The organism is Arenimonas terrae, from assembly GCF_006265115.1.
Lineage (GTDB): Bacteria > Pseudomonadota > Gammaproteobacteria > Xanthomonadales > Xanthomonadaceae > Arenimonas > Arenimonas terrae.
The window spans coordinates 601,919-614,300 of sequence record NZ_SMDR01000001.1 but is presented as its reverse complement, the minus strand read 5'-3'; the positions used below and the strand labels follow the sequence as shown (position 1 = coordinate 614,300).

Sequence of the window (12,382 nt, the reverse complement as noted above, 5' to 3'; positions counted from 1 at the left end):
CGGTTGCCGGGAACACGGTAAATCGTGGTTACCCAACCAACTGTTACAAGGATTAGAGATATGTCGGATCGTCAGACTGGTACCGTGAAGTGGTTCAACGACGCCAAGGGCTTTGGCTTCATCACCCCCGAGAGCGGCGAGGACGTGTTCGTCCACTTCCGTTCCATCATGGGCACCGGCTTCAAGTCGCTGCAGGAAGGCCAGAAGGTCTCCTTCAAGGTCGTGAAGGGCCAGAAGGGCATGCAGGCGGACGAAGTGCAGCCGCTGTAAAGCGCTTGCCAAGCCTTGCGAATCAGCCCCGGTCGGCGACGACCGGGGCTTTTTCTTGCCCGGAGTCCGGGTGCCGGTACGCGGGCCGATTTGCTTGGGCCGGACGCATGGCCTAGCCTATGCGCCCTTTTCCCGCCCCCGGGTTCTCCGGGCCGGCCCTCCCCAAGGATTCCCATGCAGATCGCCGAGCGCACCGTCGCGTCCTTCCACTACACCCTGACCAACGACGCCGGCACGGTGATCGACTCCTCCGCGGGCGCCGACCCGCTGACCTACCTGCACGGCGTGGGCAACATCGTCCCGGGCCTGGAGAAGGCGATGGAAGGCCGCCAGGCCGGCGACAAGTTCGACGTGGTGGTGTCGCCGGAAGAGGGCTACGGCACCCCGAACGAGATGCTGGTGCAGGTCGTGCCGCGCGAGGCCTTCCAGGGCGTGGACGACGTCCAGGTCGGCATGCAGTTCCAGGCCCAGACCCCGCAGGGCGCGATCTCCGTGGTCATCACCAAGGTCGAGGACGGCCTGGTCACCGTCGACGGCAACCACCCGCTGGCCGGCCAGAACCTCAACTTCGCCATCGAAGTGGTGGACGTGCGCGAGGCCACCGTCGAGGAGGTCGTGCACGGCCACGTGCACGGCGCCGGCGGCCACCACCACTGAACGCCATGAGTGCCCGCGGCCGCCTGATCGAATCCGACGCCGATCTGCGGGCGCTGCTGTCCCGGGTGCGGCGCATCGCCGTGCTCGGCATCAAGACCGAGGCCCAGCGCGGCCAGCCGGCCATCGAGATCCCGCGCTATCTCGAGCGCGTGGGTTTCGACGTGATCCCGGTGCCGGTCTATTACCCCGAGGTCGAGCAGATCCTGCGCCGGCCGGTGTTCCGCCGCCTGGCGGATATTCCAGGCGACGTGGACCTGGTGGACGTGTTCCGTCGTCCGAAGGACCTGGCCCCGCACCTGGACGACATCCTGGCCAAGCGTCCGGGCGCGGTCTGGCTGCAGGAAGGCATTCGCGACGACGCCTTCGCCGAGGCCCTGCTGGCCGCCGGCATCGACGTGGTCCAGGACCGCTGCCTGATGGTCGAGCACCGCCGGCTCGCCGCCGGCTGAGCCTCAGGCTTCCGGCCTGGCCTTGCCCGGCCGGAAGGGCATCAGGTGCTGGCGCCAGATGCCGGCCGGCACCGTCTCCGGTTTCAGCACGCCGTATTCCTGCGGCCAGCTGCCGTCGCGCGGCAGCTTGAAGGTGCCCATCAGCATGTCCACCAGGGGCAGGTGGATGGCGTAGTTCACGTCCACGTAGTCCGGCTGCCGGGCGTGGTGCCAGTGGTGGTAACGCGGCAGCACCAGCAGGTATTCCAGCCAGCCGAAGCGCAGCCCCAGATTGGCGTGCGCCAGCACCGCCTGCAGGCCGACCAGGATCACGTAGGCGTTGATCGCCGCCGGCGAGAAGCCCAGCACCACCAACGGCAGCAGCACGAATCCGCGGGTGAGCACGATCTCGACGAAATGGATGCGCGAACCGGCGAGCCAGTCCATGTGCCGGCTGCTGTGGTGCACGGCGTGGAAGCGCCAGAGCCACGGGATGTTGTGGTACGCCCGGTGCAGCGACGCCTGCGCCAGGTCGGCGCAGAACACCGCCATCAGGAACTGCGCCCAGACCGGCAGCGACTGGATCGCCGCCTTCAGGGCCGGGAACGCCGCCAGCGCAGCGATCTGCGACGTCCACGCGGTCACCAGGATCAGGATGAACTGCACCAGCACGTGGCTCATGAAGAAATAGGCGACGTCGGTGCGCCATTCCGGCCGCAGCGGCGACTGTTCGATGCGGCCGAGCGCCTTCTCCAGCGGAATGAAGACCAGGGCCGAGAAGAACAGCGACACCACGAACCAGTCCAGGCCCAGCGAATAGGGCGTGTTGCCGATCGCATCGAACTGCACGTCGGTGCCGCCGAGCAGCACCGCCAGCGTGGCCGTGCCGACGCCGAGCAGGGCGACCCGGCGGTTGCGCCCGCGCAGGATCGCCAGCGTGCCCAGCAGGAAGGCGAGCACCAGGCCGACCAGCAGCAGCTGGCGGGCGAAGTCTTCGGTGTAGACGCGGCGGAAATCGCGGCTCGTCAGCAGTTCGGGGAAGTGGAAACACAGCACGCCGGCCAGGCTGAGCGCGCCGAGCAGGGCGGAGAGATGGGCGGTCCAGGAGCGTCGGTTCGGAGTCATGGCAGGACGGGCTGGGAGGTCTGCACACGATACGGCGACACCGCGCCGGCGTGAAGGTCGCGTTAGAATGCGCCACCCCTCGAGCGTTGCAGACCTAGTGATTTCCCTCCCCGACGATATCCACCTGGTCTTCGAAGACCGCAACGGTTACCTCTACGCCCAGGTCACGGGCCCCCGCGACAGCCACCAGATCTCCCTGGCCTACTGGTCCCGGGTCGCCGAGCAGGTGCGCAAGCGCAACGTCCGGAAGTTGCTGGTGCACGAAAACCTCGGCGACCACGAGGACCAGCGCGACATTTCGAGCATGATCGACGCCCTGATCGCCATGGGCCTGGATCGCATCCAGGTCGCTTTCGTGGTCGGGCGCATCGAACTGGTTCCGGAAATGGAGCACGGGGAAATCCTCGCCCTCGAGCGCGGCGCCAACGGCCGCGTGTTCGGCAGCGTCGCGATGGCCGAACGCTGGCTGCGCCACGGCAGCCAGTAAACGCGGTCAGGCCGCCGCCACCTCGATCGCCAGGCCGTTGAGCGCGGCGTTGCCGCTGGGCCCGTCCAGGGCCGTCGAATCGGTGAGGTCGTTGTAGCTCGCACCGGCCACCTCGGCGGCGCGGGCCTGGCGCGTTCCCGGCCGGGCGTGTCCAAAACCGTGCGGCAGGCAGGCCACGCCGGGCATCAGGTCCTCGCTTGCCACCACGTCGGTCACCACGCTGCCGACCGCCGAACTCACCCGCACCCGGTCGCCGTCCGCGAGGCCGCGCGCGGCCAGGTCCGCGGGATGCATCAGCAGCTGGTGGCGCGGCTTGCCCTTCACCAGGCGCGGCGCGTTGTGCATCCACGAGTTGTTGCTGCGCACGTGCCGGCGCCCGACCAGGCGCAGCGTGCCCGGCGCATCGACGGCGACGGCCGCGAGCCGGGCCAGTTCGGCCATCAGCAGCGGCGGCGCGCATTCGATGGCGCCGCTGGCGGTTTCCAGCCGCGACAGCAGCGACGGACGCAGCGGCCCGAGGTCGATGCCGTGCGGCGCGGCGTCGAGCTGCGCCAGGTCGAGCCCGCTGCCGCCGCGGGCCAGGCCGGCGGCGATCAGGTCGCGCGGCGGCGGCAGGTCGCGCCAGGGCTTGCCGGCGGCCGCGGCGTGGGCGGCGCCGAGGCGGTCGAGGATTTCCCAGTCGGCGCGTTCGGCGGCGCTGCGTTCGCGCATCGGCGGACTCAGCTTGGCGACCCGCCGCACGGCGAAGGCGTTGAAGTGCAGGTCGTAGTGCGGCTGGGTCAGGGGCGAGGCCGGCGGCAGGATCAGGTGGGCGTGGCGGGTCGTCTCGTTGAGGTAGACGTCGACCGAGACCATGAAGTCCAGCGAGGCCAGGGCCGCATCGAGCGCCCGGCCATCGGGCGTGGACAGCACGGGGTTGCCGGCGCAGGTCAGCAGGGCGCGCACCTGGCCCGGGCCGGGCGTGCGGATCTCCTCGGCCAGCGTCGCCACCGGCAGCTCGCCGGCGAATTCCGGCAGGCCGCGCACGCGGCTGTGCCAGCGGCCGCGGTTGCCGGGCGAGGTGCCGGGACCGGTGACCGGGAAAGCCGGCTCGTTGGGCAGCGCGCCACCCTCGCGGTCGAGATTGCCGGTGACAAGATTCAGCAGCTGGATCAACCACTGGCACAGCGAGCCGAAGGCCTGCACCGACACGCCCATGCGGCCGTAGGCCACGGCCTGCGGTGCGGCGCGGAACTCGCGGGCCAGGCGGGCGATCTCGGCGCGCGCGATGCCGGTGCGCCCGGCGACGTCGCCGGTGTCCATCGCGACGATCGCCGCCAGCGCCTCGTCGAGCCCGTGGAGCTTGCCCGCATAGGCCTGCACCGACGGCGGCCCCAGGGCCAGCACCTCCTGCAGCAGGGCCAGCAGGAACCAGGCGTCGCTGCCGGGACGGATGAAGTGGTGCTCGCTGGCGATCTCCGCCGTCTCGGTTCGGCGCGGGTCCACGACCACCAGACGGCCGCGCGCGGCCAGGGCCTTCAGGCGCTTCTCCGCGCCCGGCGCGGTCATCAGGCTGCCGTTGGAGGCCACCGGGTTCGCGCCGAGCACCAGCATGTAGGCGGTTCGGTCGATGTCGGGGATGGGCAGCAGGAACTGGTGGCCGTACATCAGCCAGTCCACCAGCTGGTGCGGCCACTGGTCCACGGACGAGGCGCTGTAGATGTTCTTCGAACGCAGCGACTTCAGCAGCGGCGGCAGGTAGGCGATGTGGCCGAAGTGGTGCACGTTCGGATTGCCCAGGTAGGCGGCGACGGCGTCGTTGCCGTGCTCGCGCTGGACGGCGGCCAGACGCTCGCCGGCCTCGGCCAGGGCCTCGTCCCAGCCGATCGGCTCCCATTCCGAGCCGCGTCGGCGCAGTGGGGCCCGCAGGCGGTCGGGGTCGGCCTCGAGGTCGAGCAGGGCATTGCCCTTGGGGCAGATGTGGCCGCGGCTGAAGGGGTCGGCGGCATCGCCGCGGATGGCGACCAGGTCCGGGCCTTCGTACTGCAGCTCCAGGCCGCAGATGGCCTCGCACAAGGGGCAGGCGCGGAAACGGGACTCACGGGCCATCGCCGCCTCGACAAAGTACGGGGTCGGATGATCTTAACGTTTTAAACGTCAAGATCATCCGACCCCGTACTTGGGGCTGTAAACTGCGCGCATGTCCCTGATCACTCTCCAAGGCGTCGACTACGGCGTCGGCGGCCCGCTGCTGCTCGAATCCGTGAACCTGACGATCGAGCGCAACGAGCGCGTCTGCATCGTCGGCCGCAACGGCGCCGGCAAATCCACCCTGCTGCGCCTGCTCGGCGGCGAGATATCGCCTGACGACGGCGCCATCAAGCGCGAGGGCCGCATCGCCGGCCTGGCCCAGGAAGTGCCCAAGGACCTGGCCGGCAGCGTCTTCGACGTGGTGTCGATGGGCCTGGGCGCGCTCGGCGCCGACCTGGCGCGCTACCACCACATGCTGCACGACGGCGACGACATCGACATGGACGAGCTGGGCGCGGTGCAGGCCCGGATCGAGGCCGGCAACGGCTGGGCGATCGAGCAGCGCGTCGAGCAGGTCATCAGCAAGCTCGACCTGCCCGAGGACGCCGAGTTCTCGGCACTGTCGGGCGGCATGAAGCGTCGCGTGCTGCTGGCCCAGGCGCTGGTGGCCGCACCGGACCTGCTGCTGCTGGACGAGCCGACCAACCACCTGGACATCGAGTCCATCGCCTGGCTGGAAGAATTCCTGAAGAACTTCGGCGGCAGCGTGGTCTTCGTGACCCACGACCGCGAATTCCTGAAGAACCTGGCCACCCGCATCATCGAGATCGACCGCGGCCAGGTCACCAGCTGGCCCGGCGACTACGAGAACTTCCTGCGCCGCCGCGAGGAGCGCCTGCACGCGGAGGCCCAGGCCAATGCGCTGTTCGACAAGAAGCTGGCGCAGGAAGAGGTCTGGATCCGCCAGGGCATCAAGGCCCGGCGCACCCGCAACGAAGGACGCGTCACCGCACTCAAGGCGATGCGCCGCGAGCGCGCCGAACGCCGCGAGCAGTCGGGCAACGTGAAGCTGGCGGCGGCCGGCGCCGAGAAGTCCGGGCGCAAGGTGTTCGAGGCCAAGAATGTCTCGTTCGCCTTTGGCGACCGCGTGCTCGTGCGCGATTTCAGCACCGTGGTCCAGCGCGGCGACAAGATCGGCCTGATCGGCCCGAATGGCTCGGGCAAGACCACCCTGCTCAAGCTGCTGCTGGGCGACCTGCAGCCGCAGTCGGGCAGCGTGCAGGTCGGCACCAACCTCGAGGTCGCGTTCTTCGACCAGCTGCGCGGCGCGCTGCGCGAGGACTGGAACGCGCTCGACAACGTCTCGGAAGGCCGCGAGTTCATCGAGATCAACGGCAGCCGCAAGCACGTGATGGGCTACCTGCAGGATTTCCTGTTCAGTCCCGACCGCGCGCTGGCACCGATCACCAAGCTCAGCGGCGGCGAACGCAACCGCCTGCTGCTGGCCAAACTCTTCGCCAAGCCGTCCAACCTGCTGGTGATGGACGAACCGACCAACGATCTCGACGTCGAGACGCTCGAGCTGCTCGAAGAGCTGCTGATCGACTATCCCGGCACCCTGATCCTGGTCTCGCACGATCGCGCCTTCCTCGACAACGTCGTCACCAGTTCGCTGGTGATGGAAGGCAACGGGCGGGTGGGGGACTACGTCGGTGGCTACAGCGACTGGCTGCGCCAGCGCCCGATGTCGGCCCGCATCGCGGCCGCTGCCGCGCTGTCGGCGCCGAAGCTGACGCCCCAGGTCGCACCGACGCCGAAGCCCGCCGCCCCCGCCGCGCCCGCGCCGGCCAAGCGCAAGCTCGGATTCAAGGAGCAGCGTGAACTCGAGCAGTTGCCGGGCCGCATCGAGGCCCTGGACGGCGAGATAGCCGCGCTGACCGCGCAGATCCAGGACCCGGCCTTCTACCGCCAGCCCGCCGAGGCCGTGACCGCCGCCAACGCCCGCCTGGCTGCCCTGCAGGCCGAGCTCGAGCAAGCCTACGCCCGCTGGACCGAGCTGGAGTAGGGCGCCGGAACGCGGCGTTGTCGGCCGGCCACCGCCCCGGCCGGCGGCGGCAGGCTAAAATGGCGGCCCCCACCGCCCGCCGACGCCCGCCGTGACCCAGATCAAGCAGGAAGACTTCATCCAGAGCGTCGCCGACGCGCTGCAGTACATCTCGTACTACCACCCGGTCGACTACATCAAGAACCTCGCGGCCGCCTACGAGCGCGAGGAGTCGGCCGCGGCCAAAGACGCGATCGCCCAGATCCTGATCAACTCGCGCATGTGCGCCGAGGGCCACCGCCCGATCTGCCAGGACACCGGCATCGTCACCGTGTTCCTGGAAGTGGGCATGGACGTGCGCTGGTCCGACGCCACCATGGGCGTCGAGGACATGGTCCACGAAGGCGTGCGCCGCGCCTACAACCACCCGGACAACAAGCTGCGCGCCAGCGTGCTGGCCGACCCGGCCGGCAAGCGCACCAACACCAAGGACAACACGCCCGGCGTGGTGAACATGAAGATCGTCCCGGGCAATACCGTGGACGTGATCGTCGCCGCCAAGGGCGGCGGCAGCGAGGCCAAGTCGAAGTTCGCGATGCTCAATCCCTCCGATTCGGTCGTCGACTGGGTGCTCAAGACGGTGCCGACCATGGGCGCCGGCTGGTGCCCGCCGGGCATGCTGGGCATCGGCATCGGCGGCACCGCCGAGAAGGCGATGCTGCTGGCGAAGGAATCGCTGATGGAGCCGATCGACATCACCGACCTGCAGGCCCGCGGCCCGTCCAACCGCGCCGAGGAGCTGCGGCTGGAGCTGTACGAGAAGGTCAACGCGCTGGGCATCGGCGCCCAGGGCCTGGGCGGCCTGACCACGGTGCTCGACATCAAGGTCAAGGACTACCCGACCCACGCCGCCAATCTGCCGGTGGCCATGATCCCGAACTGCGCCGCCACCCGGCACGCGCACTTCACCCTCGACGGCAGCGGCCCGGTGATGCTGGACCCGCCCTCGCTGGAGGACTGGCCCAAGCTCACCTACGACACCTCGAAGGGACGCCGCGTCGACCTCGACACGCTCACCCGCGAGGACGTCGCCAACTTCAAGCCCGGCGAAGTGCTGCTGCTCAACGGCAAGCTGCTCACCGGCCGCGATGCCGCGCACAAGCGCATGGTCGACATGCTCAACAGGGGCGAGCCGCTGCCCGTCGACCTCAAGGGCCGTTTCATCTACTACGTCGGCCCGGTCGACCCGGTGCGCGAGGAGGTGGTGGGCCCGGCCGGCCCGACCACCGCCACCCGCATGGACAAGTTCACCGAACAGGTCCTGGCCCAGACCGGCCTTATGGGCATGGTCGGCAAGGCCGAACGGGGCCCGGCCGCGATCGAGGCGATCAGGAAGCACCGTTCGGTGTACCTGATGGCCGTGGGCGGCGCCGCCTACCTGGTGTCCAAGGCCATCAAGGCCGCCCGGGTGGTGGGATTCGCAGACCTGGGCATGGAGGCGATCTACGAGTTCGAGGTCCGGGACATGCCCGTGACCGTGGCCGTGGACTCGGCCGGCGAGTCGGTGCACCGGACCGGCCCCCGGGAATGGCAGGCCCGGATCGGCAAGATCCCGGTCGCCGTGGAATGAGCCTTGCCCGGACCCGGGCCCGAACCTGAACAAAGCGCCCGGATCCCGGCGCAGTCCGCCCCAAGCGCCCGAAAGCATTGGCTTTCCTGTCCGGAAAGGCGTAAGGTGCCGGCGACTGTGTTTGCGAAGGGTCACTGTGAATCGTGGCCTGATGCGGTAGATCCACCGATCCGCTACATCTTTTCACCTCGCTCTCCTTGCAACCCCAGTCGCGCGGCGGAATGTTTCCGTCAGCGATTTCTTTAATTCGTTCCAAGGAGTTTCAAATGTCGGATCGTCAGATCGGTACCGTTAAGTGGTTCAACGACGCCAAGGGTTTTGGCTTCATCTCCCGTGAGAATGGCGAGGACGTGTTCGTGCACTTCCGCTCCATCCAGGGCACCGGCTTCAAGTCCCTGCAGGAAGGCCAGAAGGTCTCCTTCAAGCTCGTCAAGGGCCAGAAGGGCATGCAGGCTGACGAAGTGCAGCCGATGTAATCCCTTCGATCCGCAAGGGTCGAACCGAACCCCGGGCAGCGATGCCCGGGGTTTTTGTTTGTGCGGCCCCGGCCGCCGTTTGCGGCCGCCGTCCGGCATCGTATGCTTCGGCGTCCCCGGCCCGCACGGAAGCCCGCATGTACACCCTGTATTTTTCCCCAGGCGCCGCCAGCCTGGTGGTCCACTGGCTGCTGATCGAAACCGGCGCGAAGCATGAACTGCGCAAGCTCGACCTCGCCGCCGGCGACCACAAGCGCCCCGAATACCTGGCGCTCAACCCCAATGGCGTGGTGCCGACCCTGCTGATCCACGGCGAGCCGTTGGCGGAGTCGGCGGCGCTGCTGCTGCACCTGGCCGATGCGCATCCGAACTTCGGCCTGGCGCCCGAGCCGGGCAGCGTCGAGCGCGGCCGCTATTACCAGTGGATCCTGCACCTGGCCAACACCCTGCAGCCAGCCTTCCGCACCTGGTTCTACCCGCACGAAGCCGCTGGCGAAGCCAACGCCGAAGCCGCCAAGGCGCTGGCGCGCGAACGCATCGAGGCGACCTGGGACCGCATCGAGGCGCACCTGGCCAGGCGCGGCCCCTACCTGCTGGGCGCCTCGGCCAGCGCCGCCGATTTCCTGCTGACCATGCTGATGCGCTGGTCGCGCAACATGCCGCGGCCGGCGACCGAATGGCCGCAGCTGGAGGCGCTGGCGCAGCGCATGAAGGCGCGTCCGTCCTTCCGCACCCTGTACGAGCGCGAAGGCCTCACCGAGTGGGCCTGACCCGGTGACATCGCCGCCGCGCATCCTGCTGGCCGGCGCCTCGGGCCTGGTGGGCGCGCGCATCCTGCGCCGCCTGCTCGACGCGCCCGGAGCCCCGTGGGTGCTGGCGCCGGTGCGACGGCCGCTGGACGTTTCTTCGCGGCGCCTGACCGTTCTGCAGGCCGACCTGGCCGACGCCGGCCAGGACGGGCTGCTGGCGGCGCGCCTGCGCGAACTGACGCCGAAACTCGACGCCTATGTCTGCGCGCTGGGCACGACGATCAAGCGCGCCGGCTCCCGTGAAGCCTTCCTCGCCGTCGACCGTGACCTGGTGCTGCGGCTGGCGACGCTCGCCCACGACCTGGGCGCCCGGCACGCCATCCTGGTCTCGTCGGTGGGCGCCAGCGCCCAGTCGGGCAACTTCTACCTGCGCGTGAAGGGCGAAACCGAACGCACGCTGGCGGACCTGGGCTTCGAACGGGTGGATTTCCTGCGCCCCGGCCTGCTGCTGGGCGATCGCGCCGAATCACGCACCGGCGAGGCGATCGCCAAGGCGCTCACGCCGCTGACCAATCCGCTGCTGCGCGGCCCGCTGCAGCGCTATCGCGGCATCGCCGCCGACGATGTCGCCGCCGCGGCCGTGGCGCTGCTGGACCAGCACGCGCCCGGCCGCCACGTGCACGAAAACGCCGGTCTGGTGGCCCTGGCGCGGCCCTAGGGCGACGCCTTCAGGCCGACGCGCAGCACCTTGCCGTCGGCCGCGTCGGTGAGCAGGTAGAGGTAGCCGTCCGGCCCCTGGCGCACGTCGCGGATGCGTTCGCCCAGGTCGGTCAGCAGCGCCTCTTCGCCGACCACGCGATCGCCCTCCAGGTCCAGGCGCACGACCCGCTGGAAGGCGAGGGCGCCGACGAACAGGTCGCCGGTCCAGGCCGGAAAACGGTCGGCCGTGTAGAAGGCCAGGCCGCTGGGCGCGATCGACGGCGTCCAGTGGTGGATCGGCTGCTCCATGCCGTCCTTCTCGCGCAGGCCTTCGCCGATCGGCAGGCCGCTGTAGTTCACGCCCAGGGTGATGACCGGCCAGCCGTAGTTGCGGCCGGCGCGGGCGATATTGAGTTCGTCGCCGCCTCGGGCGCCGTGTTCGGTCTGCCAGAGCTCGCCGGTCGCCGGATGCAGCGCGGCGCCCTGGGCATTGCGGTGGCCGTAGGACCAGATCGCCGGCTGCGCACCGTCGTGGCCGACGAAGGGGTTGTCGGCGGGAATGCCGCCGTCGCGTTCGATGCGGAAAATCTTGCCCTGGCCACGATCGAGCCGCTGCACGTTGTCCCACTCGCCGCGGTCGCCGCTGGTGACGAACAGCCGGCCTTCACGGTCGAACACCAGGCGCGAACCGAAGTGCTGGCCCGCGCCGAGCTTCGGCGACTGGCGCAGGATCACCTCGACGTCCTCCAGCCCCGCTTCGCCCAATCGTCCGCGGGCCACGGCCGTGCCGCCGCCGCCTTCGCCGGGTTCGCTGAAGCTGAGGTAGACCCAGGGATCGGTCGTGACCTGCGGATCGACGGCGACGTCGAGCAGGCCGCCCTGGCCGCGCGCGAACACCTCCGGTACGCCGGCGAGCGGCGCGGAGACCTCGCCGGCCTTGCCGACGATGCGCAGCCGCCCGGGCCGTTCGGTCACCAGCATGCGGCCATCGGGCAGGAAGGCCAGGCCCCAGGGATGCTCGAGCCCTTGGACGACGGTGACCACCTCGACTTCGCCATGCTGGCTGGGGAAATGCGCGGCCACGGGTGTTGCCGGGGCCGCCGCCGGCTCCCGCGCGCCGCAGCCGGCGCAGAGGGCGAGCAGCAGGGCGGCGTAAGGGATGCGGTGCATGGAAGTCTCCAGGCCGGGTCAGCGCAGAAGCGGCGTCAGCGCCGGCCAGACGTGGTCGCGCAGCTTGGGCTGGGCCTCGGCCACCGGATGCAGGTTGTCGGCCTGGAAGGCGTCGCGGTCGGTGGCGATGGGCTCGAGGAAAAACGGCAGCAGGGCGACCGCGTGTTTCTCGGCCAGCTCGCGATAGTTGCGCTCGAAGCCCTGGGTGTACTGCGGGCCGTAATTCGGCGGGATGCGCATGCCCAGCAGCAGCACGCGCGCGCCGGACTGCTTGGCCGCGACGACCATGCGCTCGAGGTTCGTCCGGGTCTGCTCCAGGCCCAGGCCGCGCAGCCCATCGTTGGCGCCGAGCTCGATCACGACGACCGTGGGTTTGTGCCGTGCCAGCTCAGCAGCGATGCGGCTGGCGCCGCCCGCGGTGGTCTCGCCACTGATGCTGGCATTGGCGACGGTCCAGCCCGGGTGTTCGGCCTTGAGGCGTTCGGCGGTCAGCGCCACCCAGCCCTGCTGCGGCGCCAGGCCATAGGCGGCCGACAGCGAATCGCCCATCACCAGCACCTTGCCGCCGTCGGCCGCCGCCGCAGGCACCAGAATGCCGGGCCAGGCAAGTGCCAACAGCAGGGCCATGACACCCCGT

The 12,382-nt window shown here is 69.7% G+C and carries 13 protein-coding genes; 9 read left to right on the top strand and 4 right to left on the bottom strand.

The genetic code is table 11. The annotated features are described in order from the left end of the window. Positions 1 to 60 precede the first annotated feature (60 nt). The 3 genes from E1B00_RS02910 to E1B00_RS02900 all read left to right on the top strand — a co-directional run bounded on the left by E1B00_RS02910 (position 61) and on the right by E1B00_RS02900 (position 1,376). Positions 61 to 270 carry a cold-shock protein gene (locus E1B00_RS02910; protein WP_026816010.1) on the top strand — a complete coding sequence of 70 codons (210 nt, stop codon included), beginning with the start codon at positions 61 to 63 and terminating at the stop codon, positions 268 to 270. 174 nt (positions 271 to 444) lie between these two features. Continuing rightward, positions 445 to 927 (top strand): peptidylprolyl isomerase, encoded by a 483-nt coding sequence (gene slyD, locus E1B00_RS02905; protein ID WP_139445432.1) that lies wholly within the window; start codon positions 445 to 447, stop codon positions 925 to 927. Positions 928 to 932: 5 nt separating this feature from the next. Then, positions 933 to 1,376: a CoA-binding protein gene (locus E1B00_RS02900; RefSeq protein WP_139445429.1), complete on the top strand. Its 444-nt coding sequence runs from the start codon at positions 933 to 935 to the stop codon at positions 1,374 to 1,376. Positions 1,377 to 1,379: 3 nt separating this feature from the next. Here the strand turns inward: E1B00_RS02900 and E1B00_RS02895 are convergent, their stop codons facing one another. Then, complete coding sequence (locus E1B00_RS02895) at positions 1,380 to 2,480, bottom strand: sterol desaturase family protein (RefSeq protein WP_139445426.1); 1,101 nt, start codon at positions 2,478 to 2,480, stop codon at positions 1,380 to 1,382. Positions 2,481 to 2,577: 97 nt separating this feature from the next. Here E1B00_RS02895 and E1B00_RS02890 point away from each other — a divergent pair, with 97 nt between their 5' ends. After that, positions 2,578 to 2,967, top strand: a complete 390-nt coding sequence (locus tag E1B00_RS02890; RefSeq protein ID WP_139445423.1) for a hypothetical protein — start codon at positions 2,578 to 2,580, stop codon at positions 2,965 to 2,967. Positions 2,968 to 2,973: 6 nt separating this feature from the next. Here the strand turns inward: E1B00_RS02890 and E1B00_RS02885 are convergent, their stop codons facing one another. Next, entirely contained in the window at positions 2,974 to 5,055 is a 2,082-nt protein-coding gene (locus E1B00_RS02885; RefSeq protein WP_139445420.1) for a molybdopterin-dependent oxidoreductase, read from the bottom strand. Between the two features lie 91 nt (positions 5,056 to 5,146). On the opposite strand from E1B00_RS02885, the gene E1B00_RS02880 reads away from it, so the two are divergent. The 5 genes from E1B00_RS02880 to E1B00_RS02860 all read left to right on the top strand — a co-directional run bounded on the left by E1B00_RS02880 (position 5,147) and on the right by E1B00_RS02860 (position 10,594). Beyond that, positions 5,147 to 7,042: an ATP-binding cassette domain-containing protein gene (locus E1B00_RS02880; RefSeq protein ID WP_139445417.1), complete on the top strand. Its 1,896-nt coding sequence runs from the start codon at positions 5,147 to 5,149 to the stop codon at positions 7,040 to 7,042. Between the two features lie 91 nt (positions 7,043 to 7,133). After that, the gene (locus tag E1B00_RS02875; protein ID WP_139445414.1) at positions 7,134 to 8,651 is read left to right on the top strand and encodes a fumarate hydratase; all 1,518 of its coding nucleotides are present in this window, start codon (positions 7,134 to 7,136) and stop codon (positions 8,649 to 8,651) included. Positions 8,652 to 8,917: 266 nt separating this feature from the next. After that, positions 8,918 to 9,127: a cold-shock protein gene (locus E1B00_RS02870; protein ID WP_026816018.1), complete on the top strand. Its 210-nt coding sequence runs from the start codon at positions 8,918 to 8,920 to the stop codon at positions 9,125 to 9,127. 137 nt (positions 9,128 to 9,264) lie between these two features. Further along, positions 9,265 to 9,897: a glutathione S-transferase family protein gene (locus E1B00_RS02865; RefSeq protein ID WP_139445413.1), complete on the top strand. Its 633-nt coding sequence runs from the start codon at positions 9,265 to 9,267 to the stop codon at positions 9,895 to 9,897. Positions 9,898 to 9,901: 4 nt separating this feature from the next. Further along, the gene (locus tag E1B00_RS02860; protein WP_139445410.1) at positions 9,902 to 10,594 is read left to right on the top strand and encodes an NAD(P)H-binding protein; all 693 of its coding nucleotides are present in this window, start codon (positions 9,902 to 9,904) and stop codon (positions 10,592 to 10,594) included. On the opposite strand, the gene E1B00_RS02855 is transcribed toward E1B00_RS02860, so the two are convergent. After that, positions 10,591 to 11,745, bottom strand: coding sequence for a PQQ-dependent sugar dehydrogenase (locus E1B00_RS02855; RefSeq protein WP_139445406.1), 1,155 nt, complete (start codon positions 11,743 to 11,745; stop codon positions 10,591 to 10,593). The two genes, E1B00_RS02860 and E1B00_RS02855, sit on opposite strands and share 4 nt — an antisense overlap. An 18-nt stretch (positions 11,746 to 11,763) precedes the next feature. Continuing rightward, positions 11,764 to 12,372, bottom strand: coding sequence for an arylesterase (locus E1B00_RS02850; protein ID WP_246048457.1), 609 nt, complete (start codon positions 12,370 to 12,372; stop codon positions 11,764 to 11,766). Positions 12,373 to 12,382 lie beyond the last annotated feature (10 nt).

Coding starts and splice junctions, on each gene's coding strand:
- E1B00_RS02910 (WP_026816010.1), top strand. CDS start 61: ATGTCGGATCGTCAGACTGGTACCGTGAAGTGGTTCAACGACGCCAAG.
- slyD (WP_139445432.1), top strand. CDS start 445: ATGCAGATCGCCGAGCGCACCGTCGCGTCCTTCCACTACACCCTGACC.
- E1B00_RS02900 (WP_139445429.1), top strand. CDS start 933: ATGAGTGCCCGCGGCCGCCTGATCGAATCCGACGCCGATCTGCGGGCG.
- E1B00_RS02895 (WP_139445426.1), bottom strand. CDS start 2,480: ATGACTCCGAACCGACGCTCCTGGACCGCCCATCTCTCCGCCCTGCTC.
- E1B00_RS02885 (WP_139445420.1), bottom strand. CDS start 5,055: ATGGCCCGTGAGTCCCGTTTCCGCGCCTGCCCCTTGTGCGAGGCCATC.
- E1B00_RS02880 (WP_139445417.1), top strand. CDS start 5,147: ATGTCCCTGATCACTCTCCAAGGCGTCGACTACGGCGTCGGCGGCCCG.
- E1B00_RS02870 (WP_026816018.1), top strand. CDS start 8,918: ATGTCGGATCGTCAGATCGGTACCGTTAAGTGGTTCAACGACGCCAAG.
- E1B00_RS02865 (WP_139445413.1), top strand. CDS start 9,265: ATGTACACCCTGTATTTTTCCCCAGGCGCCGCCAGCCTGGTGGTCCAC.
- E1B00_RS02855 (WP_139445406.1), bottom strand. CDS start 11,745: ATGCACCGCATCCCTTACGCCGCCCTGCTGCTCGCCCTCTGCGCCGGC.
- E1B00_RS02850 (WP_246048457.1), bottom strand. CDS start 12,372: ATGGCCCTGCTGTTGGCACTTGCCTGGCCCGGCATTCTGGTGCCTGCG.